Source organism: Candidatus Binatota bacterium (assembly GCA_012960245.1).
Classification (GTDB): Bacteria; Desulfobacterota; Binatia; order UBA1149; family UBA1149; genus UBA1149.
This window is the reverse complement of the sequence record DUBO01000004.1, coordinates 1-23,701: the sequence shown is the minus strand read 5'-3', so window position 1 is coordinate 23,701 and position 23,701 is coordinate 1. Positions and strand designations below refer to the sequence as shown.

At 64.9% G+C, this 23,701-nt stretch carries 21 protein-coding genes, 1 tRNA gene and 1 other RNA gene; 15 read left to right on the top strand and 8 right to left on the bottom strand.

Going from position 1 to position 23,701, the window contains the following annotated elements:
- Window positions 1–3: 3 nt before the first annotated feature.
- On the bottom strand, window positions 4–1,245 hold the full coding sequence (locus tag EYQ35_00405) for a replication-associated recombination protein A (GenBank protein HIF62607.1): 1,242 nt from the start codon (window positions 1,243–1,245) through the stop codon (window positions 4–6).
- A gap of 29 nt (window positions 1,246–1,274) precedes the next feature.
- On the opposite strand from EYQ35_00405, the gene EYQ35_00400 reads away from it, so the two are divergent.
- Window positions 1,275–2,153: an NAD(+)/NADH kinase gene (locus tag EYQ35_00400; protein HIF62606.1), complete on the top strand. Its 879-nt coding sequence runs from the start codon at window positions 1,275–1,277 to the stop codon at window positions 2,151–2,153.
- 7 nt (window positions 2,154–2,160) lie between these two features.
- On the opposite strand, the gene EYQ35_00395 is transcribed toward EYQ35_00400, so the two are convergent.
- Together EYQ35_00395 and EYQ35_00390 are read right to left on the bottom strand one after the other, a co-directional pair.
- Window positions 2,161–3,165 (bottom strand): flippase-like domain-containing protein, encoded by a 1,005-nt coding sequence (locus EYQ35_00395; protein HIF62605.1) that lies wholly within the window; start codon window positions 3,163–3,165, stop codon window positions 2,161–2,163.
- Window positions 3,162–3,785 carry a 2,3-diphosphoglycerate-dependent phosphoglycerate mutase gene (locus tag EYQ35_00390; protein ID HIF62604.1) on the bottom strand — a complete coding sequence of 208 codons (624 nt, stop codon included), beginning with the start codon at window positions 3,783–3,785 and terminating at the stop codon, window positions 3,162–3,164. Before EYQ35_00390 ends, EYQ35_00395 begins: the two co-directional genes overlap by 4 nt.
- A 165-nt stretch (window positions 3,786–3,950) precedes the next feature.
- Here EYQ35_00390 and EYQ35_00385 point away from each other — a divergent pair.
- Together EYQ35_00385 and EYQ35_00380 are read left to right on the top strand one after the other, a co-directional pair.
- A tRNA-Ala gene (locus EYQ35_00385) sits at window positions 3,951–4,023 on the top strand.
- 168 nt (window positions 4,024–4,191) lie between these two features.
- Window positions 4,192–8,106 carry a hypothetical protein gene (locus tag EYQ35_00380; protein ID HIF62603.1) on the top strand — a complete coding sequence of 1,305 codons (3,915 nt, stop codon included), beginning with the start codon at window positions 4,192–4,194 and terminating at the stop codon, window positions 8,104–8,106.
- A 3-nt stretch (window positions 8,107–8,109) separates the two neighbouring features.
- Here the strand turns inward: EYQ35_00380 and EYQ35_00375 are convergent, their stop codons facing one another.
- The gene (locus EYQ35_00375; protein ID HIF62602.1) at window positions 8,110–8,547 is read right to left on the bottom strand and encodes a hypothetical protein; all 438 of its coding nucleotides are present in this window, start codon (window positions 8,545–8,547) and stop codon (window positions 8,110–8,112) included.
- A gap of 132 nt (window positions 8,548–8,679) precedes the next feature.
- Here EYQ35_00375 and mtnA point away from each other — a divergent pair, with 132 nt between their 5' ends.
- A complete protein-coding gene (mtnA, locus tag EYQ35_00370) occupies window positions 8,680–9,765 on the top strand; it encodes an S-methyl-5-thioribose-1-phosphate isomerase (protein HIF62601.1) in 1,086 nt (361 codons plus the stop codon).
- On the opposite strand, the gene EYQ35_00365 is transcribed toward mtnA, so the two are convergent.
- Together EYQ35_00365 and nagZ are read right to left on the bottom strand one after the other, a co-directional pair.
- Window positions 9,755–10,561 (bottom strand): SPOR domain-containing protein, encoded by an 807-nt coding sequence (locus tag EYQ35_00365; GenBank protein ID HIF62600.1) that lies wholly within the window; start codon window positions 10,559–10,561, stop codon window positions 9,755–9,757. The genes mtnA and EYQ35_00365 overlap by 11 nt on opposite strands.
- Before the next feature lie 29 nt (window positions 10,562–10,590).
- The gene (gene nagZ / locus EYQ35_00360; GenBank protein HIF62599.1) at window positions 10,591–11,673 is read right to left on the bottom strand and encodes a beta-N-acetylhexosaminidase; all 1,083 of its coding nucleotides are present in this window, start codon (window positions 11,671–11,673) and stop codon (window positions 10,591–10,593) included.
- Window positions 11,674–11,769: 96 nt separating this feature from the next.
- Between nagZ and EYQ35_00355 the strand changes: the two genes are divergently transcribed.
- The 5 genes from EYQ35_00355 to smpB all read left to right on the top strand — a co-directional run bounded on the left by EYQ35_00355 (window position 11,770) and on the right by smpB (window position 15,600).
- Window positions 11,770–12,402, top strand: a complete 633-nt coding sequence (locus tag EYQ35_00355) for a deoxynucleoside kinase (protein ID HIF62598.1) — start codon at window positions 11,770–11,772, stop codon at window positions 12,400–12,402.
- Between the two features lie 107 nt (window positions 12,403–12,509).
- Window positions 12,510–13,412, top strand: coding sequence for a 3-methyl-2-oxobutanoate hydroxymethyltransferase (gene panB, locus EYQ35_00350; GenBank protein HIF62597.1), 903 nt, complete (start codon window positions 12,510–12,512; stop codon window positions 13,410–13,412).
- 53 nt (window positions 13,413–13,465) lie between these two features.
- Window positions 13,466–14,362 (top strand): pantoate--beta-alanine ligase, encoded by an 897-nt coding sequence (locus EYQ35_00345; GenBank protein HIF62596.1) that lies wholly within the window; start codon window positions 13,466–13,468, stop codon window positions 14,360–14,362.
- Window positions 14,355–14,738 (top strand): aspartate 1-decarboxylase, encoded by a 384-nt coding sequence (locus tag EYQ35_00340; protein ID HIF62595.1) that lies wholly within the window; start codon window positions 14,355–14,357, stop codon window positions 14,736–14,738. The genes EYQ35_00345 and EYQ35_00340 overlap by 8 nt, the downstream gene beginning before the upstream one ends.
- A 388-nt stretch (window positions 14,739–15,126) precedes the next feature.
- Complete coding sequence (gene smpB / locus EYQ35_00335) at window positions 15,127–15,600, top strand: SsrA-binding protein SmpB (GenBank protein ID HIF62594.1); 474 nt, start codon at window positions 15,127–15,129, stop codon at window positions 15,598–15,600.
- Window positions 15,601–15,631: 31 nt separating this feature from the next.
- Here the strand turns inward: smpB and EYQ35_00330 are convergent, their stop codons facing one another.
- Together EYQ35_00330 and EYQ35_00325 are read right to left on the bottom strand one after the other, a co-directional pair.
- Window positions 15,632–17,188 (bottom strand): malonyl-CoA synthase, encoded by a 1,557-nt coding sequence (locus EYQ35_00330; protein ID HIF62593.1) that lies wholly within the window; start codon window positions 17,186–17,188, stop codon window positions 15,632–15,634.
- Between the two features lie 52 nt (window positions 17,189–17,240).
- A complete protein-coding gene (locus EYQ35_00325; protein HIF62592.1) occupies window positions 17,241–17,840 on the bottom strand; it encodes a hypothetical protein in 600 nt (199 codons plus the stop codon).
- A gap of 180 nt (window positions 17,841–18,020) precedes the next feature.
- Here EYQ35_00325 and EYQ35_00320 point away from each other — a divergent pair, with 180 nt between their 5' ends.
- The 6 genes from EYQ35_00320 (at window position 18,021) to ssrA (ending at window position 23,516) form a co-directional block, all read left to right on the top strand.
- Window positions 18,021–19,505 carry an aldehyde dehydrogenase gene (locus tag EYQ35_00320; GenBank protein ID HIF62591.1) on the top strand — a complete coding sequence of 495 codons (1,485 nt, stop codon included), beginning with the start codon at window positions 18,021–18,023 and terminating at the stop codon, window positions 19,503–19,505.
- A 33-nt stretch (window positions 19,506–19,538) separates the two neighbouring features.
- Window positions 19,539–20,633: an alcohol dehydrogenase gene (locus EYQ35_00315; GenBank protein HIF62590.1), complete on the top strand. Its 1,095-nt coding sequence runs from the start codon at window positions 19,539–19,541 to the stop codon at window positions 20,631–20,633.
- Between the two features lie 28 nt (window positions 20,634–20,661).
- The gene (locus tag EYQ35_00310; protein HIF62589.1) at window positions 20,662–21,513 is read left to right on the top strand and encodes a hotdog fold thioesterase; all 852 of its coding nucleotides are present in this window, start codon (window positions 20,662–20,664) and stop codon (window positions 21,511–21,513) included.
- A 7-nt stretch (window positions 21,514–21,520) separates the two neighbouring features.
- Complete coding sequence (locus tag EYQ35_00305) at window positions 21,521–21,853, top strand: DUF779 domain-containing protein (GenBank protein HIF62588.1); 333 nt, start codon at window positions 21,521–21,523, stop codon at window positions 21,851–21,853.
- 111 nt (window positions 21,854–21,964) lie between these two features.
- Window positions 21,965–23,062, top strand: a complete 1,098-nt coding sequence (locus tag EYQ35_00300) for an amidohydrolase (GenBank protein HIF62587.1) — start codon at window positions 21,965–21,967, stop codon at window positions 23,060–23,062.
- A 97-nt stretch (window positions 23,063–23,159) separates the two neighbouring features.
- Window positions 23,160–23,516: a transfer-messenger RNA gene (ssrA, locus tag EYQ35_00295) on the top strand.
- Window positions 23,517–23,701 lie beyond the last annotated feature (185 nt).

The following is a 23,701-nucleotide window of genomic DNA, read 5'->3' as shown; positions in this document are numbered from 1 at the left end:
GAGTCAGCCCTCGCTGAAGAATTTTTTACGAGCCACGCCCGCGGGCAGGTTGCCCGAGGCGTCGTCGGCCGCCTGGCCATAACCCAGGTCTTTCATCAGCTGCGTGGGCGCGTTGCGCAAGTGCCTGGGCACCGCGAGGCTACCCGTCTCGCTCACCTCGGCGGTTGCCGCCAGCATGGCGTCGTGCGAGGCCCGCGACTTGGCCGCGCGTGCAAGGTAGGCCACTCCGTGAGACAGGTTTATGGCTGCCTCGGGCAGGCCCACGAAGTGCACCGCGTCTTTGACCGCCACGGCCAGTGACAGCGCCGCCGGGTCGGCCAGGCCCACGTCTTCGCTGGCAAACACGACCATGCGACGGGCCACGAACATGGCGTCCTCGCCGGCTTCGAGCATGCGCGCGAGCCAGTACAGCGCCGCGTCGACGTCGCCGGCCCGCATGCTCTTGATAAAGGCCGAGATGACGTTGTAGTGTTCTTCGCCCGCGCGGTCGTAAGCCAGAGCTTTTTTCTGCAGGCCCTGCTCTATGAGCGCGGTTGACAGCAGGCGCGTGTCGGTGGCCAGGGCCTGGTCGGCTGCTGCCTCTATGGCTCCCAGGGCCACCCTCGCGTCGCCGCCTGCCTGCCGGCAGAGGAATTCGCGGGCGTCGTCTTCCAGCGCGAGGCCGAGCTTGCCCAGGCCCCTGTCCTCGTCGGCCAACGCCTTGTCGACCAGCAGTGATATATCCTCGGCGTCGAGTGGCCCAAGCACCACCACGCGGCAGCGTGACAGCAGCGGACCGTTGACCTCGAACGACGGGTTCTCGGTGGTGGCGCCCACCAGCACCACGTTGCCCGACTCCACGTGAGGCAGGAATGCATCCTGCTGGGCCTTGTTGAAGCGGTGTATCTCGTCAACGAACAGCAGCGTGCCGCGGCCCTCGAGTTCGCGGCGTTGGCGGGCGCGTTCGAACAGCAGGCGCAGGTCTTTGACCCCGCTCAACACGGCCGACAGGGTCTCAAGCTCCACGTCGTCGCGGGCCGTCAGCAACCCCGACACGGTGGTCTTGCCGCTGCCCGGTGGCCCCCACAATATGCACGAGCGCGGCGGCGCGCCCCTGAGAATGCGCCCGAGGAAAGATTCCGGGCCGAGGGCTGCGGCCTGTCCCACGAGCTCGTCCACCGAGCGCGGACGCATGCGTTCGGCCAGCGGTACGCGGCCAGCGTCATCGGCCGAGGCAAAGAGCGAAGACTGCAGGGGCTTGGTCACCCCACGCAACCTGTCATAGGATAGGGGCTATGTCGTATACGGCAAAAACGCGTTACCGCAAGGTGGGTATCGTGGCTCGCCCGGGTTCCGACGAGGCCGTGGCGGCCGCCCGTCGCCTGGCCGCCTGGCTGGGCAAACGCGGGCTGGAGGTGCTGGCGCACGAATCCTGGGCCACCGGCGATCGCCTGCCGGGGCTGGACCGCCGGCGTATGCTCCGGGAGGCCGACCTCGTTGTGGTGCTGGGTGGCGACGGCAGCCTGCTGGGTACCGCGCGCCTGTCGGGCCCATCGGCGGCGGCCGTGGTGGGCATCAATCACGGCAACTTCGGATTTCTCGCCGGCTCTGACCGCGGCAGCCTCTACCGCACCATGGAGCGGGTGCTTTCGGGCCAGTGCAGTCCCGACCCGCGCAGCATGCTGTCGGTGCGCGTAAGGCGCGGAGGCCGGATCGTGCTACGCAGCCAGGCGCTAAACGACGCGGTGATCACCCGTGGCACACCCTCGCGCCTGCTCGAGCTCGAGGCCGACGTCGACGGCGACTACCTCTGCACCTGGCAGGGCGACGGACTTATCGTGGCTACGCCTACCGGCTCGACGGCCTACTCGCTGTCTTCGGGCGGGCCGATCGTACAGCCGTCGGTGGCGGCGCTGGTGCTCACTCCCATATCGCCACACACGCTGACCAGCCGGCCGCTGGTGGTACCAGACCGGTCGTTGATCGAGATCAAGGTGGCGGGCGAGGGACCAGCCCTGCTGACCATGGACGGGCAGCAGTCGGTGGACCTGGACAACGGCGACGTGGTGGAGCTGTCGCGCTCGCGCAACCGCGCGGTGATACTCGGCCTGGGCGAGGAGTCGTTCTTCTCGTTGCTCAGGCGAAAGATGAACTGGGGTATGCGCGGCCGCTGAGTCGCGCTCAGGAAGACACAGCGTCTTCGGACAGTGCGCGGCGGGTGGCCTCGCCGGCACCCGGCCCCAGCAGGGGCAGCGCCACCAGTCCCTGGGCCACCAGGGTGAGCAGTTGTATGGCGTTGAGCAGCAGCCCGTAAGCCACCGCGTCGGCCAGCGGCACCCCGAACAGCCCGAGTGCCACCACCGTGGCCACCTGGAATACGCCCACCATGCCCGGCGGATTGGGCAGGGCAGTGCCTGCACCGATGGCTACGAACACAGCCAGTGCGGCGGCAAAGGGAAGGTCGAAATCAAAGGCCAGTATCAGCACCCAGCTCGACAGCACGGGCAGCGACCACAGGGCCAGCGTCAGCAGGGCCACCAACGCCACCAGGCCGGTGTTGGGCAGCACGCTCAGTCCCTCGCGGGCCGATGACAGCGCGGCGCTCACCTTGCGCGAAGCGTTCGTGGGCAGCAGGCGGCCGAGCGCCGAGTCGATGAGTTGGTCGCCGCCCAGCCAGTAGCCCGCTACCAGCGCCACCATCAGGCCGAACAAGGCCAGGCTGCCTCGCGACGCTGCACCCGCCCAGTCGGGCAGGTCGGCCGACAGCAGCGCCAGGTGCACGAAGAACACCATGGCGGCGGCATCCATCATCTTTTCGAAAACCCAGTTGCCCACGATGGCCGGCACGCGCAGGCCCGACTTCCACGCCATGAGCAGCGGTCGCACGGGCTCGCCCAGCCTGAAGGGCAGCACGTTGATCATCATGTAAGACACCGACACTACCTTCCAGGTGGTCCAGTAGCCCAGCTCGGCCAGCACCGACAGTTCGACCTTCCAGCGCCAGGCCCTGAGCAGTTGTATGCCCAGGCTGATGAAGACTGCCACCACCAGCCAGCCGGGCCTCAGGCGCGAGAACGAAGCGGCCAGCTCATCGGGGTCAACCCGCGCTGCTACCGCCCACAGGCAAGCGGCACCGAGCCCGATGCCCACGGCCGAACGCAGCCAGATTCGTTGGCTGTTGCTCATAGCGACAGGACCTCACTCGAGAGCACCTTGCCGTCAGCGTCGATCTCGTAGACCAACGGCGTGCCGGTGGCGATGTTGAGATCGAGTACCTGCTCGCGGCTGAGTTCGTCCAGCTGCATGACAACCGAGCGCAGGCTGTTGCCGTGCGCGGCCACGAGCACACGCTCGCCCGCCTTGACGGGGGGAATTATGTTGGCGGTAAACCAGGGCAGGGTTCGCTCGGCGGTGTCCTTGAGACTTTCGCCCTCGTCGCCCGGCGGCGGCACGTCGTAGCTGCGCCGCCAGGTGTGCACCTGCTCGGCTCCGTACTTCTCGATGGTCTCGCCCTTGTCCAGGCCCTGCAGATCACCGTAGTGGCGCTCGTTGAGAGCCGCGTTGCGGGTGATGGCGAGGTCTTCCTGCCCCAGCACCGAAAGCATGATGTCCAGGGTGTCGCAGGCGCGGATGAGCTCGGAGCTGAAGGCCCGGTCGAACCGGAGGCCCGTTTGCTTGAGCGCCTGCCCTGCACGGCCCGCCTCCACGCGGCCCTGCTCGCTGAGCGGCACGTCGACCCAACCGGTGAAGCGGTTTTCGAGATTCCACTGAGACTGTCCGTGTCTTACCAGTACGAGGGTGCCCATGTTCTGCTCCAGATCGGTTTCGCTTCTCGCCGCGGTTGTCCCGCGGCGGCGATGACCGAGATTAGCAGCCCGGCGCGCGCAATCCAGCAGCCGCCTTGCGACTGAAGCCGGCCGCGGGCGACTTGTTCGCGCCGGGCAAAACTCCTAGTATCCGCACTCCTGAATGGGGCCGTAGCTCAGCTGGGAGAGCGCCTGACTGGCAGTCAGGAGGTCGGCGGTTCGATCCCGCTCGGCTCCACTTCTTCTCCCCCGTCCCCCCCCGAATGGGGGTAGCCGTGCGAGCGGCAAACAGGCAGCCGGGGCGCGGTGCCGCACGCAGCAAGTCAATTTTCCGTTGACACACGGCGGACAGGGGTTTCTACTCGGCGAGTCAGGCGTCTTTCGGGCGACGCCGAGGAGTCATACCATGGTCAAGAAACTCGTAACGGTCCTCCTGTTGGTGGGCGTGTTTTCAGTTCTGTTGCCGGTAGAGAGTTCGCGGGCAGCCGCGGTCACGCTACGCGAACCGGGATTCGGGCTTCCCCACACCTGCGCCGATACCGACGTCGAGGCCATGCGGCAGCTGGGCTACGAGGTGGCCGGCGACCGCATGGTGCAGTTCCTGCTGTTTTCCAACGTGGGACGCGGCACGCTGCACGGCGCACTCGGCCTGATGGGCATTGATATAGACGACGACATCGTCGCCCGGCGCACCGGCTATTCGCGGCTGGAGCTCAACGGGATGTTCGAGCGGCTGCCGCTCGAGGCCCAGGAGGAGCTGCTCGCCTACATGGACGGCGTCAACGCCGCCATCAACCAGATGTACAAGACCCTGGGTGACCTCAAGGCACCCATGTCGCTCAAGTTCTTCAAGCAGGGCGCGGTGGCCGGGCCGCTCAATATTTTCGGCAACGCCAAGGTGCTCACCCAGGGCGAGGGTTTCGACCCTTACTACGAGGCACCCGGTATCGGCGCCACCTACACGTCGAGCGGCAGCCAGTTCACGCCCGAGCTGGCCATGTCCTTCGCCATACTGCAGGTGCGTGATTTCGGTTTTGAGGCCTGGGATGAGATAGGCATGGCCGAAGCGCTGGCCAAGCTCGAGGCCACTTACGGTGTGGCGGTTGGAACCGAGCTGTGGGACGACCGCTACTGGGTCAACGACCCCTTGGCGCCGGTGTCGGTGCCCGATTCGCGCACGCCAGGCTATGGCGGCCCGCTGGCAAAGGCCGAGCCCGTCGGCCGGACGCCCGCCGAGAAGATGCAGATCGCACGCGCGGCCGACCAACTAGTGGCCGCCGCAACCGGCCGAACCCGCCTGCCCGGTTATCCCATGAGAGACTACACGGCCAGCCTTGAGCCACTGCGCGTGGCCATGGCCAACCGCGAGGCCACGGCTCGCAAGTGGGGCGGCTGGCCCTCACTGGGCAGCTACGCGTGGATGATAGCGCCTGACCGCTCTGAGACCGGCGTGCCCTGGATAGGTGGTTTTCCCCAGACCGGCATTCAGGTGCCCTCGCTGATGCATTACTCCGAGCTCAGGGGCGACGAGATCAACGGCCGCGGTATGTTCTTTGCGCCCGCGCCTTACGCGCTTATCGGCCAGACCGACAACGTCGCCTACACCACCACCACCGCCCACATGCAGGTGGTGTCGTTTTATATCGAGCAACTTGTCAACGGCGACTTCGACCTGTTGCGCTACGATCACCACGGCGTAGAAGAGGCCGTGTCCAAGCGCATCGAGCTGGTCTACAGCCCGTCGTCGGGCACCAACCAGATACCGGTGTTCAGGACCAACAAGGTCTGCTCGGTCAACGGCTGCACCGGCGGCAACCGGGTCGTGCAGTCGTTCTCGGGCGACGTGGCGGGCACGGTCGACTCGGCCGGCGCAAATACCCTGACCGACAACAGCGCTGTATTTGCCGACCTGACGGGCGGCTACGTGGCCATAACCGACGGCACCGGCGCCGGCCAGATGCGGGCCATCGACTCGAGTACGGCCACCACCATTACTACCACCACCGCGTGGACGACCATTCCCGACGACAGCTCGGACTACGTGGCCGTGGACGTAGGCGAGATCATAACCATGGTCGCGGCGGGTGCCTCGACCTGGCTCGAAGAGGGCACTACTGCGGTCGGCTTCAGCCGCTTCCAGGAAGCCGTGAGCGTGGATGACATGCGTTCTGCGATCCGTTTCATTCCTTCCACCCACAACTTCTACCAGGCCGACAACCAGGCGTGGAACGGCGTAGGCACCGACCACGGCCAGGGTAATATTTCTTACCACACCAGTGGTTTCATGCGCGTGCGCCAGGGTGGGCTCGACCACCGCCTGCCCATAGACGGCACGGCGGCCGATCCCTATCCCGTGCTGTCGGGCGTGGTCTCGGCGGCGGGCGTCAACAGCCTCAGTGATACCGGTGCTTTTACCGGCCAGGACCTTTCGGCCGAGGCGGTGAATTTCTCCTACGACAACCCCGATGACAAAGCCTCTGAGTACATCGTGTCCATAACGGCTGGCAACGGGCACATGCAGACCCGCCGCATAGCCTCGAACAACAACGACACGCTCACGTTGGAACACGACTGGGGGGTCGTGCCCTCGGTGGGCGATACCTGGGAGGTGTACGAGATCAGGGCCATGCCTGAAGCCATCAACCCGTCCGAGGGCTACTCGGCCAACTGGAACAACAAGGAGTCGGTGGCCAACGACGTGCTGCTGGGAGAGAACGGGCGCAACCACCGCGTGGAGCTCATACTCGAGCAGCTGTCACTGGATTCGTCGATCAACCGGGAAGACCTGCGCAGCCTTAACAAGTACGTGGCCGGTATCATCGACCCCGGTACGCCGGGCCGCTACCTGCTCGGACGGCTCGACACCGCCCTGGCGGCCCACGGCGACTGCGGCACGGTGGACGACGAGTTGCGCAGCAACAACGACTTCCCCGAGCGCGGCCGGCGCTTTACCAACCCGCTGGTCGTGGAGCCCGCCGGCACCACGCTGGCGGCCGCGGTGCAGTCCAACGCGCCCACTTACATAAAGAGCTGGGCCAACCAGCTGGTCAGTGACATCTATTCCGACGAGTACGGCGCGGCGGGCGTGGGCCTGGCCACCGGTGACGCGGCCATAGGCTGGGTGCTGCACGCCATTGACGCGGCCGAGGGCGATGTTGTTAACGCCTACGTTCCTGCTTACGGCGGCGACTACTTCAACGGCAGCGACTGGAAACAGGTGCTGCACGACAGCTTCTGCACCTACGCCGCGGCCAACCCGACGATAGGCACGAGCAACCGCTCCATGCGCAATTATGACCACCCGCTGGCGGCCCTGCCTTGCCAGGGTGGCTGCGAGACGCCCATCGAGTTTGACCCCACGCCGCGCGGCAACCGCGGCACCTGGGAGCAGATCATCGAGGTGGGCAGCGTCGTCAAGGGCGAGTTCATCTACCCCATGGGTCAGAGTTCCGAGGTGGCGGGTACAGCCGCCGGCTTTACGGGCAACAACGTCAAGCAGACTTACCACAACACCTCGCTGCAGCCGCTGTGGCGCGACTGGCGCTTTGCCCCCATGCTGCACGTCTGCGAGGCGGTCACCTTCGGCGTTGACGAAGACGGCGACACCGACAACGATGACGTGATAGACGGCTTTGAGACCTGGTACTACGACGGCGATTTGAGTAACGATGGCAGTTCGGACACCGACGGTGACGGCGCGACGCTCGCAACAGAGTACCGCTGGGGTAGCGATCCCACGCTGGCCGACACCGACGGCGACACCGTACCCGACGGGCTGGACGTGGCCCCGCAGGATCGCCTGTGTGTGAGCGGTACGCTCAAGAAGCTGTCGATCAAGGACTCCAGCAAGGCGGGTAAGGACAAGGTGGTGGCCAAGTGGAGCGTGCCGTTGAGCGTGTGCGTAGGTGGCGACTACGAGACCGCGTGTACGAGCAACTCCGACTGCGGGGTAGTGGGCACGTGCAGGCGCATACGCATGGATCCGAAGTTAGACTCGATGCGGGTCACGGCCGGCGATGACTCGGCCATATTTGACGTTGACATCCCGGTATCGACGAGCCTGTGGAAGGCGAAGGGCGGCGTTAAGTTTTCTTATAAGGACAAGGATGGTGTCAACAGCGGCCTGGCCAAGGCCAAGGTCACGATGGACACGAAAAAGAACATCGTGTCGCTGTTCGTCCTCGCTAAGAAAATTGACCTGCCCGTGGGCCCCGATGCGGCCGAGGGCGTGGTAGGGATATCGATAGGCACGCGCTGCTTCATGGAGACCTCGAGCAACTGCAAGCAGAAGCCGGGCAAGCTGAGCTGCAAGGCCGACTGACGGCTAAGCCGGGGTCGACTCGGCCGCGGCCTTGAACTCTTTGACCGAGGCGATGAGCGCTGTCGCTTCGAAGCCGCGCTTCACCGGCCCGGGTATCCAGAAGCCGATGTCTATTCCTTGTCGGCAGGTGGCCTCGGTGAGACCGGGCTCAAGCTCAACGAAGTCGTAGCTGCCCTCGATGTCGTTGACGTCGCCCTCCAGCATCGTCCATTGCAGCTGCCCGGGCGTCGTCGAGCTGTAGCTGAGCGTGTAACTCAGCGTGCGGATTATCATGTTGAGCGAGTAGCGCACTGTCCACAGCCCCTTGTCGGGGTCAGACTCGATGACGTCTGCTTTTTCCAGGCCACTGAACCAGTCGGGGTAGCGTTCGAAATCAACGACGGTTTCAAAGCAGCGCTGCAGCGTGGCCTGGACGGTCTCGGTGTGCGATTGCCTCTCCATTGAGCCAACCTATTGGGGCAATGACCGGTGGTCAACCGGGGGTTGGATGGCCATGTCCTCCCCACGGTTGACGGTAGCCGGGGTGTGTGGGCCTATGGCAGCCGGTCACGAGGCTCCCCGCTAAGCAACACGATGGCAGAAATAAGGCCCATAGCGCTGCGCAGCGGCGTGCTCGAGCTCATCGACCAGCGCCGGCTGCCGTTTGTGGAGACGGTGATCCGCTGTCGCGGCGCGCGTGAGACGGCCCGCGCTATAAACCGCATGGTTGTGCGCGGCGCGCCGGCCATAGGCGTGACCGCCGCTTTCGGCATCGCTCTTGAAGCCGCGCGGTTTCGCAAGAGCCGGCTGCTCGAAGACTACGACGCGGCCTCGTCGCTGCTCCTGGCCTCGCGGCCCACGGCGGTCAACCTGGCCTGGGCTCTGAGCAGCCTGCGCCCGCTGGCCGTGGCCGCGGCGGAGGCGGGCATGACGCCGGCGCGCTTATCGAGCAGGCTCGTCAGGCAGGCCCGGCGCATGCTCACCGACGACGTGGCGGCCAATCGCGCCATCGGCGAGCACGGCGCAAGGCTCATACGGCGGCGCGGGCCGCTGGTGACCCACTGCAACGCCGGCGCGCTGGCCACGGCCGGCTACGGCACGGCGGTCGGAGTCATACGAAGGGCCTGGGAACTGGACAATTCGCGCGAAGTTTATGCCGGCGAAACACGCCCCTACCTGCAGGGTGCTCGGCTGACGGCCTGGGAGCTTACGAAGTTGGGGATCCCGGTAACGCTCATGACCGACAGCATGGCCGGCCGCCTGTTCCAGAGCCGTGCCATAGCCGCAGTGGTGGTGGGCACCGATCGTACGGCAGCCAACGGTGACGTGGCCAACAAGGTGGGCACCTACCCCCTGGCAGTATTGGCGCGCAGGCACGGTGTGCCGTTCTTCGTGGCCGCGCCCACTTCTTCTATTGATCTTGGTTGTCCCCATGGCGACGACATTCCCATAGAGGAGCGCGACGCTTCGGAGGTCACGCACGTGGCGGGCCGTCGCGTGGCGGCCGATGGTGTCAAGGTGTTCAACCCGGCCTTCGACGTCACGCCTTCCGAACTGGTGACGGCGATAATAACCGAGCAGGGAGTTGTTCGGGGAAACTACGCCACCGGGTTGCGCCGGGTTGTATCCCGGGCCCGATCAGCAAGGGCAGCGGTCGCCAAGGCAGCCCTCAGTTCGTAGTACGGAAGGAGGGAAAACCGTGCGCCAGCAACTCGGCCTTGAGCGAGGTCGTTTCTTCGACACCGAAGAAGTGACCCACGCGTACGCGGTAGAGTGGCTCGCCGCCGGAATTTATAAGGCTTATCCAGGTATCGGGGAAACGAGGCAGCAGGCGGTTCTTCAATGACATCGCGCTCTCGACCTGCCTGAAGGCTCCCACTTGCAACGACATCGCCGGCACGGCCCCGGGCGCAGCCTCGGCGGTCTGTACGAGCGGCGGGGCCACCGGTGCAGCTGGTGCCACCGGCTTTACAGCCGCCGCGGGAGCAGCTGTATTCTTCTGTACTTCCTTGCGGATTTCATCGACGGCCAGGTTGGCGGCGTCGGCGTCGGCGTCGCCGTTGCTTTCGCTCGAGCTGGGCGCAGCCAGCCAGCCGTCGGCCGGCAGTACTTCCGCCTTGTTCGATCCCCGTTGGTAGGACGAGCCGCGTTCGTAAGAAGGTGCCGCGGGCGCGTCGATTACGGTTTCTTCGTACGGTGTCCCTTGCAGGAAGCGCTCGCGCAGGGTGGAGGCCGCCAGCTGCTGCGCATCCAGGGCGCCGGTGCTGTCGTTGGTGCTGTCGTCGGTGGCTACCGTGCCCACTCCCAGGCCGGCCAGTGCCAGCCCGGCATTACCGAACCCAAGGTCGCCGGACAACCCGGCCGGTAGATCGCCTGCCTGCCTGGCAACCGCCAGTACCAGCAACACTATTCCCAGTGTAGTTACCGCGCCAAAGGCCAGCCCGGTTGGTTTCTTCATCGAGTGTTTCACCTGCATTCCTTTTCCTTATCCCGTTGCCCGTGTCGTTACGCAAGTTGCGCAGCCAGCAGGCGATGTTCTTCGGCACCGATAGCCGAGATTGGTCCCGTTTTTTTTCGTCCCTTGAGCGCCCGCTTGCGTAGCCTGGACAGTCGCGAGCGCGAGCGGGCCAGCTGTCCTTCGTCGATTCTACGGTCGGCTATGGCGCGTGCGATTCCCTCGTGGGCTTCGTCCATCGCCCGGCCACCGTTGCACACCATGGCGAGATCGTTGCCCGCCTGCAGTGCCATGACGGCGGCTTCACCGGCACCGTACTGGTTGGCCACGGCTTTCATCTCGAGGTCATCCACGATCACCACGCCATTGTAACCCAGCTCGTCGCGCAGGTAGCCGCTGACCGCCGCCTTGCTCAGACTCGCGGGCAGCTCGGCGTCCAGGGCGCGGCAGAGCAGGTGGGCGGTCATGAGCATGGGCACGCCGCTGGCAATGGCGCGCGCAAATGGTCTCAGTTCAACGCTGCGCAGTCGGTCTATGTTGTGGCTGACGGTGGGAAGGGCGAGGTGCGAGTCGAGGTCGGTGTCGCCGTGGCCCGGAAAATGTTTACCGCAGCCGGTTACTCCCGACTCGCTCAAGCCTTGCAGCCAGGGGAGGGCAAAGTGTGACACTTCTTCAGGCGTGGTTCCGAAGGCGCGGTCCCCGATGATGGGGTTGGCCTCGTTGGTGTGGATGTCGAGCACCGGCCCGAAGTCGATGTCGAAGCCCGCCGCGCGAAGCTCTGCACCCTGGCAGGCGCCAGCGTGCTTTACCGCCCCGGGGTCGCCGTGCCGGGCCATGTTGAGAGCGGCAGGAAAGTGCGTAAAGGGATCGGGCGTGCGGTCTACGCGGCCGCCCTCGTGGTCTATGGCCAGCAGGCAGTCGGCGTCGCGCTCACGCAGCTGGGCCGTGAGCGAAAGCAAGCTTTCGAGATCGGGCATGTGGCGGGCAAAAAGTATCACCGCAAAGGGCATGATCCGCTCGAGCCGACCACTGTCGTCGTCCCCGAGGCGGGCCTCCTCGATACCTGTCACCAGGAACCCGCCGGCCTCCACTTCCGCCTTCTCCACCACCCCTGCTGCCGAACGCGGGGACATAGATTAAATCTTATCACAGCCAGCGCTTTACCCCCATTCGGGGGCGTGCTAACCGACTCAGTTGAGGGGAGTTTTCAGTTGCCGAACGAACACAGCCTGCGTTATATCGCAGTGGAGGGGCCCATAGCGGTGGGCAAGAGCTCGCTGGCCCAGGCCCTGGCCCAGAACTACGGGGCCCGCCTGGTGCGCGAGCCGCTGGAAGACAACCCCTTCCTGGCCCGTTTTTACGAGGAACCGCAGCGCTACGCCTTTACCGCCCAGCTCTCGTTTCTCATCGAACGCTACCGCCAGCAGCAGGAACTGGTGCAGATGGATCTTTTTCAACAGGCCACCGTAGCCGACTATTTGTTCGCAAAAGACCGTATTTTTGCTGAAATCACCCTTTCCGAGGACGAATTGGTCCTTTACGATCGTATTTATGGATTGCTTGATGCTCGAGTCAGGCAACCTGACCTGGTCGTGTTCCTTGACGCGGACATCGATGTCCTGCTAAGGAGACTGAGGAAGCGCGCCCGATCTTTTGAGAAAAGGCTCGGACGCGAGTACCTTGAGAAGCTGGCAGAAGCGTACAGGCGCTTCTTCCATGGATACCGGGACGCCCCGTTGTTGGTCGTCAACAGTTCGGACATCGACTTTGTCGAGAATGGCGGTGATTTCACCGACCTCGTCCGGGAGATTGACGGCATGGGACAGGGTGTCCAGCATTACGTACCGCTTGGATCCAACTAAGGACCGAGACGGGAGTTCAGAGCGTCTTCCGGCGTAGCGTCACCCGTGACCACGGGCTCGCGACTGCCGGTGGTCGATGACCTTCCGCTGGTTCGGGAGGTTTTTTTATGACCACCGGAATAGCTGACAGTAAGTTTACTGAGAAAAAAGTGACCGTGCCCGGCGTCATCGACGCCAAGGGCGAGCGTCGCTTGACCATGCTCACCGCCTACGACTTTACCTTCTCGCGCCTGGCCGACCGGGCGGGCGTGGACATGCTGCTGGTGGGAGACTCGCTGGCCATGGTGGTACAGGGCATGGACAACACCCTGGGTGTCACCATGGACGAGATGGTCTACCACGTGCGCATGGTGGCCCGCGGCCGCAAGCGTGCCCTGGTGGTGGCCGACATGCCCTTCATGTCTTACCAGGTGTCGGCCGAAGAGGCGCTGGTAAACGCCGGTCGCTTCATCAAGGAAGCCGGCGCCGAGGCCGTCAAGCTCGAGGGCGGAGTCAACATCGCCGATACAGTGGCGCGCCTGTCCAACATCGACATCCCCGTGGTGGGCCACATTGGCCTGACCCCGCAGTCGGTGCACCGCATGGGCGGACACAAGGTGCAGGGCCGCGAGAGCGGTGGCGCACCGGGGGCCCGCGAACGGATCCTGGCCGACGCCCGCGCGCTCGAAGACGCGGGAGCCTTTGCCATCGTGATAGAGGGCGTTCCCTCCGAGCTTGGTCGCGAGATCACCGAATCAGTAAACGTGCCCACCATAGGCATAGGTGCCGGCCCCTCCTGCGACGGGCAGGTGCTGGTCATGCACGACGTGCTCGGGCTCGAAGAACGCATAGCCCCACGCTTTGTGCGCCGTTACGCCGAGCTGGGAACGGTGGCCACCGAGGCCATAGGCAGCTACGTGGCCGAGGTTCGCGACGGCAGCTTTCCGGCACCCGAGCACTGCTTCTCGTCGCGTAAGCCACGCTCGGCCAACAGGCCACCTTCGCGGCGCAGGGCGCTGGGCGGTTCCTGAGCTGGAGCGGGGGCCAAGCGAAAGGCTTGGCCGGATAACGGCAGAATAACCAGTTGAAAACTGTAACCGATATAGCAGTCATGCGTGAGCTGTCGCGACAGGTTCGCGGCGCGGGGCTGCGCGTGGGCCTGGTGCCGACCATGGGTTTTCTCCACGAGGGGCACCTCGAGCTGGTGCGTCGCGCGAAGGCCGATGCCGACGTCGTGGTCGTGTCGATTTTTGTTAACCCGGCGCAGTTCAACGACCCGGGTGATTTTGAAAACTACCCCCGCAACACTTCGGCCGACGAGGCCATGCTGCAGGCCGAGGGAGTCGACATGATGTTCGTGCCCGAGGCGGAGCAGGTGTACCCGGCGGGATCGGCCAGCCGGGTGATAGTATCGGGACTGGCCGACACCCTCTGCGGTCCCGGCAGGCCCGGGCACTTTGACGGCGTGGCCACGGTGGTGAGTGCGCTGTTCAACATGGTCGAGCCCGACTTCGCGGTCTTCGGCGAGAAGGACTACCAGCAACTGCAGGTAATACGCCGCATGGCCGCCGACCTTCACTTTGGCGTCGATGTTGTTTCGGTGGCCACCTGCCGAGAGCCCGACGGCGTGGCCATGAGCACGCGCAACGAACGCCTCTCGGCCGCAGAACGGCAGCAGGCCCCCGCCATCTACCGCGGCCTGTGCCTGGCCAGCGACGCCTGGCAGACAGGCGAAGACTCGTCGCAGGCCCTGGTCGGCCTCGTGGCCTCGGAAATCGAAGCCGCCGAGGGAATGACGGCCGAGTACGTGAGCCTGGTCGATGGTGCCACGCTGCAACCCGTGCCGCGGGCCACGGCAGGCTGCGTGCTGGCCGTGGCCGCCGCGCTGGGGCCGGTACGCTTGATTGACAACGTGGTATTGCAACGCACGGCCTCGGCCGTGACTGCTGCCGACAAAGAGGAGACTCCCGCACATGCGTAAGATGCTGAGAGGCAAAATCCATCGCGCCACCGTCACCGGTGCCGACCTCGACTACGAGGGCAGCGTGACCATAGACAGCGAGCTCATGGACGCAGCCGGCCTGATCACGGGCGAAGCCGTACACGTGTGGAACGTGACCAACGGCGAGCGTTTTGAGACCTACGCCATCGAGGGCGCGGCAGGCTCACGGGTGGTCTGCATCAACGGCGCCGCGGCTCACAAGGCTTCGCGTGGCGACCTCGTAATAGTTGCCGCCTTCGGCTGGATGGAAGACTCGCAGGCCTTGAGCTGGAAGCCCAGCTGCGTGTTCGTAGACGAGGCGAACAACCCGGTCGACGAGGGACGCGAAGAAGTACCCGGCCAGGCCTTCGGCTGAGCCGGCTCGCTGGGCTGCGGGCGATACTGCGGTAGATACTGCGGTAAAAAATGAAGAGCGCTCACGCGATGCGAGCGACGCTTGCGTCCGATGGAGACGCCAGGAAACGCCGCCGCATCCCCGGGGGGCCACTTCTCTCGAACTGCCACCCCGACACCGACCCGGCGATAAAGCTGCCGTCTCGGTGGCGTAATACGCTGGGGCCATACGGCTCCAATACCTATTGAAGCGCTTCTGGCCGGGGTCGGTCAAGGGCTTTTTCGACTTCAGCGCCAGGATGTACCGTATAGGCGGGCAGGCGGTTTGCGGGGGGCCAGTCAGCCTCCCCCCCCAAGCGGGGGGTGGGGCCTGCTTCGTGCCCAGTCGGGTGGCGTGTTAAACTCCGGCGGTGGCTAAGCGATCGGGCAGCAAGGGAAGGGGGGCTCTGGCCGAGAACCGCCGCGTGCGTTACCAGTACATGGTCGAGGATACCATGGAGGCCGGTATCGTACTGGTCGGCAGCGAGGTGAAGGCCATACGCGAGGGCCGCGCCAACCTCGCCGATTCCTACGTTCGATTGCGCCGCGGCGAGGCTTACCTGCAGGGCTGCCACGTGGGGGCCTGTTCTTCGCAGGGCGAGCAGGGCCACGAGTCGGTGCACGACCGCAAGCTGCTCCTGCATCGCCGCGAAATCGACAAGCTCGAGGGCAAGGTGCGGCAGAGCGGCTACACGCTGGTCGTGACGCGCCTTTACGACAGTGGCGGGAAAATCAAGGCGGAGGTAGTGCTCGCGAAGGGCAAGAAAAAACACGACAAGCGCTCCTCGCTCAAGGATCGCGAGCGCCAGCGAGAGGCCGCGCGCGCCACCAAGCTCCGGTTCTGACGCTCCGGTTCTGACGCGAACTTTGCAGGCCTCAGCCGCGCGGCAACGCCGAGCGGTCGAGCTTGCCCATGGCGTTGCGCGGCAGTTCGGCCACGAAGCGGTAGCGGCGCGGTCTCTTATAGCGAGCAAGTTTTTCGTCGGCCACCCGAGTGAGGGCTCGTTCGAGCAGTGCCGGGTCGGCACCGGCTGCGCCCACGATCCAGGCGGCGGGCACCTCGCCGAGGTCGTCGTCGGGCAGGCCAGCCACCACCACTTCGGCAACGCCCTCCACGGTTGACAGCAGGCGCTCGACCTCGGCCGGCACAATATTGGAGCCGCCGCTGATGACCAGGTCCTTGATGCGGCCGTCGAGGTAGAGGCGCCCGCGATCATCAAAGCGTCCGATATCGCCGGTGTGAAACCATCCCTTGTTTGCGTCGTCGCTGTTGTCCGGGCTGCCGTCATTTTGCAGGTAGCCCGAAAAAACGGTCGGCCCCTGCACGCATACTTCACCCGGCCCACTGGCGGGCAAGCCCGGTCCTCCCTCGCGGTAGATCGGGTGATCGCCGGTCCCCGCGTCGTGGTCACAAAGAGCTATGAGGGTGCCGGGCAGGGGAAACCCGGCGCTGCCGGCCGCCGTGTCGCCGGGCAGGTTGCTCGATATGATGCCGGTTTCGGTCAACCCGTAGCGTTCGACCAGCTCGACGCCGAAGCGCTCGTAAAACTGCTGCCACAGCTGGGCGTCCAGCGGTGCTGAGCCACAAAGAGCCAGCCTGAGAGTCGCCAGCGAATCGTCGGGGCCGGCTTCCGCCAGCAGTCGCCGGTAGACGGTGGGAACGCCCATAAGCAGTTTCGCATCGAGCGCGGCTATCGCGTCGAGGCAGGCGCGTGCGTCAAAACGCGGCGCCAGCACGATCTCGTTGCCCGCCAGCAGGCTGCCGTACAGTCCCAGCACGAGGCCGTGAAAATGATGGGCCGGCAACAGGTGCAGCAGGCGGTCGTCTGGATTGCGTTGCCAGGCCAGGGCCAGCTGGGCGAGGTTGGCCAGGAGTTGGCCGTGTGACAACGGCACGCCCTTGGGCTGGCCAGTGGTGCCCGAGGTAAACAGCAGCAGCGCTGTGTCTGCCGGTTGTCGGCTTTCGACCGATAGTGCTGGGGCCAGGTCTTCGTGCGGGGAGAGTTCGTCTTCGCTAAGCCACCGACAGCCACTGTTGCCAGCCGCAGCGGCGTGATGCCGGGCGATGCCGGGGCTGGTAACTATCAGCGAGGGCAGGGCGCGCGGTAGCAGCTCCTCGACCTCGGCCGTCGACAGCGAGCTGTTGAGCGGCACCACCACGGCGCCGCTGGAGAGCACTGCCAGGTGCAGGGCTACCAGCTCAGGACCGCGCGAGGGGCCGAGTAGCACGCGTTGGCCGGGCTCTATGCCTTCCTGTCGCAGGCGCGACGACCACAGCGCGGTTCGCTCGAGCAGTTGCTCGCGGTTTTGTGTCCAGGCGAGGAAGGGCGTGTCGTTGTCGCCGTGGTCCAAGCCGGTCTCCTGCAAACCGGAGACAGCGGCCAGCGAGCTGTCAGCTTGCAGTGTGTCGAGGATTCGCCTTGCCAGGTTCATGTTGGTGGTCGCTCGGGAACGCCCTGGCGGCTCTGTCCCAGGTATGTCGGCGTTACTGGTCCTGCCGCCAACGCGACACGAAGCGTTCCTGCACTATGGTCTCGGGGCACTTGGCAGCCGCCAGGGCGGGATCGCCTGCGCGAAGTTCTGTGAGCCGGGCCACGGCGTCCTTGCCCACGGCTATGCCGTGTCGCGCCAGGTAGCAGCCGGCAACCAGCCAGGCCCGCCCGTTGCCGCTGGTGCAGTGCAGCAGCGTGGGGCTGTCGCGGCCGTCAATCTCGTTGTCGATGGCGTCGATGATCATCTCCATCTCGTCGGCCGGGGGCGCGGTGCCTTCTTCTATGGAGAAGCGCTCTATCTCGATGACGTCTCCCAACTCTTCGCCCATTTCTTCGAGCGCGTCTTCGTAGGCGGGGATGTGCGGCACCTCGCCGTCACCGTTTACCTCGTCTTCTTCGGTGAGGTTGATCACCGAGCGCAGGCCGGCCGCGAGCAGCGCGGCCAGTATCTCGCGGGTAGATTCCTCGTCGCTCCCAGCCGGGTAGGGGCCGGCCAGCAAACGGCCGGGGACTACCCACCAGGCCCCACTGTAAGGGGCCGGTGTGCTGGAGGGCGGGGTGTTGGAAGGAGGTGCGTCTGGGGAAGGGGGCATAATAGAAGCTCCGGTTTACAGCCGGGGGACACCCCGGCCGTCTTGACCACCAACTTAAATGTCTCACAAGGAGGCCGTCCGCGTCAAGGTCTACTGTGAATAAGCTTGATTGAGGGTTGCCGCGAGCATATTGAGCATTCATTACTTTTCTACGTCGCCCCCCGGCGGCAGGAGGATCTGATGGAGCAATACGGGCTTTTTATTGACGGAGAATATCGAGACGCGAAGGCTGGCGGGACCATAAAGAGCATCAACCCGGCGACCGAGCAGCCCTGGGCCGAGGTGGCCAGCGCCGGCGAAGCCGACGTAGACGACGCCGTTGAGGCCGCCCGCAAGGCCCACGCGTCCGGCGTGTGGCGAAACAAGAGCTACGAGGAGAGAGCCGACATCCTGGCGGCGGTGGCCGAGGTCATCAACGGGCAGGGCGAGGCCCTGGCGGCAGCCGAGGCCCAGGACGGTGGCGGCACCATACGCAAGGCCAGTTTTGCCGACGTGCCGGGAGCCGCCGGCACCTTTCAGTATTTCTCCGGGCTATGCCGCGGCTACAAAGACGAAGAAGAGTTCGCGGAGACGGTGCCGGTAGCGAGCCGCAACATCGTGCGTCGAGAACCCATCGGCGTGTGCGCCGGTATCGTGCCGTGGAACTTCCCCATACTGATGGCGTCGTGGAAGATAGCGCCAGCGCTGGCCGCTGGTAACACGGTCATCATCAAGCCGGCGTCGGTAACACCGGTGACCGCGCTCATACTGGGGCAGATCTGCAAGGACGCGGGCGTGCCCGACGGCGTGGTCAACGTCGTAAGTGGCCCCGGCGGCGTGGCCGGCGAGCGCCTGGCCTCTCACCCCGACGTGGGTAAGGTGGCGTTCACCGGCTCTACCGAGGTCGGCCGTCGTATCATGCAGCTGGCGTCGGGCACCATAAAGAAGGTGACCCTCGAGCTGGGCGGCAAGTCGCCCAACATCGTTCTCGACGATGCTGATCTCGACACCGCCGCGCTGGGTGCCTGCTACGGCACGTTCTTTCACCAGGGCCAGGTCTGCGAGTCGGGCACGCGGGTGCTGGTTTCGGAAAATAATCACGACGAACTCGTCGACAAGATGGTAAGCGCCTGCGATCGCATACAGGTAGGCGACCCAATGGACATGATGTCCACCATGGGCCCCATGGTGAGCAGTAACCAGCTCGACACCGTGGAGCGGTACGTGGGACTCGGCCGCGAGGCAGGGGCCGAGTGCGTGCTGGGCGGCGATCGCCCCGACATGGAGAGCGGCTACTACTACAACCCCACTATCTTTACGGGCGTGGACAACGGCATGCGCATCGCCCAGGAAGAAATCTTCGGCCCCGTGGTGTCGGTGATACGTTATTCCGACGACGAAGAGGCAGTGCGTATCGCCAACGACTCGATGTACGGGCTTGGTGGGGCCGTGTGGTCGAGCGATACCGAGCGCGCTTTGTCGGTGGCCCGGCGACTCGAAACCGGCACCGTGTGGATCAACGACTACCACATGATCAACGTCCGTTTTCCCTTTGGAGGCTACAAGCAAAGTGGCGTGGGCCGCGAGCTGGGCCCCTGGGGTATGTCGGCGTTCCAGGAAACCAAGCACATCCACGTGGGCGAGGACACGCCAGACAAGATCTACTTCAGCGCCCTGTTTAACTGACAGTAAGCGGGGAGACTTGCCGGTGGGGATGGGATGGCTATAAAGAAAACAACGGCAATGGTGCAGACCGGTCCGCGGGCGCTGGAGGCACGTGAGTTTCCGCTGCCCGACATCAGCGACAACGACGCGCTGTTGAGGGTCGAGGCCTGCGGCATCTGCGGCAGTGACCACGAGCAGTTTAACGGTGTGTTGCCCGTGCCTTACCCCATCATCCCGGGCCACGAACCGCTGGGCATAATCGAGGCCATAGGCGATGGCGCCGCCCGCAGGTGGGGCGTCGACGTGGGCGACCGCGTGGCGGTGGAGACCATGCTCGGCTGCCAGTCCTGCCGTGACTGTTACTCGGGCAGCTACCACCTGTGCTCCACGCGGCAGATCTATTCGTACATACCTGTCGATCAGCCGCCGGGTTTGTGGGGTGCGTACTCGCAGTACATGTACATTGCGCCCAACGCGGTGGTGCACAAGGTCGACCCCGGCCTGCCGCCGGAGATCGCCGTCATGTTCAACCCGCTGGGCGCGGGCTTTCGCTGGGCGGTAGAAATGCCGCAGACCCGTCCGGGCGACACCGTACTGATCCTGGGTCCCGGCCAGCGCGGACTCGCGTCGGTGATCGCCTGCCGGCAGGTGGGAGCGGGCGACATAATAGTGACCGGCCTCGGAGCCGACGAAAACAAACTAGAACTGGCTCGCGAGTTCGGGGCGACCCACACCATCAACTCCGAAGAAGAGAACACCGCGCAGCGCGTGCGCGAAATCACCAACGGCCGCGGTGCCGACGTGGTGGTGGAGGTGACCTCTTACGCCACCGAGCCGGTGGCCGCCAGCCTCGACTACGCCCGGCAGGGCGGCACCATAGTGCTGGCCGGAGTGAAGGGCATGAAAGAAGTACCAGGTTTTGTGTCCGACAAGGCAGTGCTCAAGGAGCTCACGATCAAGGGAGCCATGGGTGTCACCTGGTCGGCCTATGACTCGGCCATACGATTGATAGAATCGGGCAGCGTGCCGATCGAGAAGATGCACACCCACAATTTCGCACTCGAGGACGCCGAGCTGGCCATACGCACGCTGGCGCGCGAGATACCGGGCGAAGAGTCAGTGCACTCCTGCCTGCTGCCGTGCGCGTAGAGGGGATGTAGGGGGGGTGCGGTAAACAATGGACCACGTCGAACAATGGCTGGCCGACTCGGCCTTCAACAAATCGCTGGGCGTAGTCGCCGCCGAGTTGTCAGACGAGCGGGTCGTGCTCGAACTGCCCTTTGACGAGGGCAATACCAACCCCGGCAACGTGCTGCACGGAGGGGTGGCCGCGTCGATGATAGCGTTGTCGGCGCAAGCCATGGCGCGCACAGCGCTCGGTGAAGACTCTGGCCCCTGGCACACCTCGGCCGTGCAGGTCACGTGGCTGGCGGCGGCAAGGGAAGAGGGGATAACCGCCACCGCGCGCTTGCTCAGGAAGGGCAAGGAACTCGCGTTCGTCGATGTGGCGGTCTCCAGTGAGTCCGGCAGGGACATAGCCCGCGGCCTGGTGAGTGTGCGCGGACGCATGGGCGCTGCCGGGGTCGAGCTGCCCGCGGCCGTGGGCGACAACGGAGCTGCAGACCCGGGGCCCATGGGCCCGTTCATAAGCCAGATTCCCTTCGCCGCCAGGCTGGGCATGAACGTCGAACACATGGTCGACAGCTGCTCGCGTATCGTAATGCCTCTTGCCCAGGGCAACCTCGACGCCGGCGGCGGTGTAGCCGAGGGCGCGGTGCTGGCGCTGCTCGATACCACCGGCGCGATGGCCGCCTGGGCCACCACCGGCCCGGGCCCCCACAAGGCATCGACCCCCTGCATGCAGGCCCGCGTGCTGGCCCCCTTGCCGGCCGCCGACCTCGTGGGCTACGGCAGCCTGTCGCACAGTGACGGCGAGATCTTTTTTACCCACGCCGAGGTTGCCTCTGTCGCCGACGGACGGGTGGTGGCAGTGGCCGACGTCAACTACCGCATAGTAGTGGGCGCATAGTAGTGGGCTGATAAGTGGTCTGGCAGTGAGCGAGGTAAAAGCCACCGACGAGGCAGAGGCCGTCCTGCGCGCAGTGCGCAGCAGGCACGACGGGGTGCTCACCATCACTGTTGATGGGGGCTGCTGCGAGGGCAGCGCACCGCACCTGTACGAGGACTACCTGCTTCCCTTCGGGGCCGGCGAAATAGGCCGCGTGGCCGACATACCGGTCTTCCTGCCGCGCGAATGGCAGAAGCTTTATGCCGATGCGAAGCTGCTCATCGACGTCGTGGATGATCCGGCCAGCGATGCGATGTCACTTGAGACCAGGCTGGGCAAGCGACTGGTCATAAGAGAGTAGCGGGCCGCCCCGACCCGTTTGCAACGGCGGTGGACGGCGGGCTCACTGTGCACTTGGCGGTCCCGACGGGGGCCCATCGGGAGGATTACCGTGACCACCAGCGCCGAAAATATAATTGCCATTTCCGCGGACTCGCACATCTGCGAGCCACCGGAGGCTTTTGACGACATCGACCCGGTCTTCCGCGACCGCAAGCCCACCCTGGTACAGCACGAGACCCTGGGCGCGGCCTTCGTCGTGGAGGGACTCCCCATGCCGGTGCCCATGAGCATGATCAACGCCGCCGGCCGCACGGCCGAGGAACTGGCCGACATAAACCGGAAGTGGGACGATCTTAATCACGGCGGCTGGGAGGTCGGCCCGCGCCTGGAGGCCCAGGACCAGGACGGCGTGTCGGCCGAGGTGCTGTATCCCTCGGTGGGCATGATCATCTGCCTGCACCCTGACGCGGACTTCCGCAAGGCCTGCTTCGACGCCTACAACCGCTGGCTGGCGGGTTTCTGCGAGGGCGCTCCCGACAGGCTCATCGGCATAGGCCAGGCGGCGGTGCGCACTATAGACGAGGGCATCGAGGAGCTGCAGCAGATAAAGGACTTCGGCTTTCGCGGTGTCATGCTGGCCGGTGACCCGGTAGGCGACGACGACTACGACCAGCCCAGCTGGGACCCGTTCTGGCAGGCCTGCGTCGACCTCGACCTGCCCGTCAGCTTTCACATTCTCACGAGCAAGGCCGACGATCTCGCCAACATGCGCGAGGGCAGGGGGCCTAACATCAACGGCTTCATGTCTATCATCCGCGGCTGCCAGGACATCATGGGCATGATGGTGTTCGGCGGCGTGTTCGAGCGCCATCCACGCCTGAAGGTCGTGTGCGTGGAGGCCGACGCCGGCTGGGTGCCCCACTATCTCTACCGCATGGACCACGCCTACAACCGCCACCGCTTCTGGCTCAAGCCCGGTGGCATTACCAAGGTGCCCAGCGAGTACTTTCGCGAGAACATCTACGTCACCTTTCAGGACGACGCGGTGGTGGGGCACATGGCCGACATGTGCAACATAGAGCGCATCATGTGGGCAAACGATTTTCCCCACTCCGACTCCACCTGGCCCAGGTCTGATCGGGCAATCGCTGCCGTGGGCGAGGGCCTGACCGATGCCCAGCTGGCCCGCGTGGTGCACGACAACTGCGCCGAGCTCTACAAGCTCTAGCGTCAACTCGACAGGGGGCCTTGCCAAGTGGCCCGTACGGTCCTATATTTACTGGGTTGGCCGGTTTTTCCGGCCGGCAGATTCACTAGACGATCCTGGGGGCGAACTGGGTTCGACGGGAGTGATGAAGCTCTGGTTGCATGTCGAGGTCTGTACCCTCGTTAAAAAGGCAGGCTGCAGATTTAACTGCGGACGATTACGAATACGCTCTCGCGGCCTAAGTTGCCGTGAGCGTCCCCGGCCGAAATTTCCCGCGGTCGGTCGGGGGCGGGTATTAGCGGGATAGGCAAGGGGGTCGGCCGCAGACCTCCCCAGCCGAACCTGTGGAGTGGCTGGGACGGTGACACGGCGTGCGTGTCGGGATCACCGTCTGAGATAAAAAACACGCGCTAAGCATGTAGACGCTGGTGTGGAGTGCTTTCGGACGGGGGTTCGATTCCCCCCGCCTCCACGATCTCTGGTCGCCGCGGTGACGATTCAAGGCGAGGATTGTCTCTCGCCAGCAATCACCGTGCTCCTGATCTAAGTGACACGGCCTCTGGCAACACAGCCCCATTCAAACGCGCGGCTGGGGTTCGGGTAAACACCGGGAGTGAATGGCTGGGGGCTTCAAAATGGCCATATCTGGTGCTGTGGTGT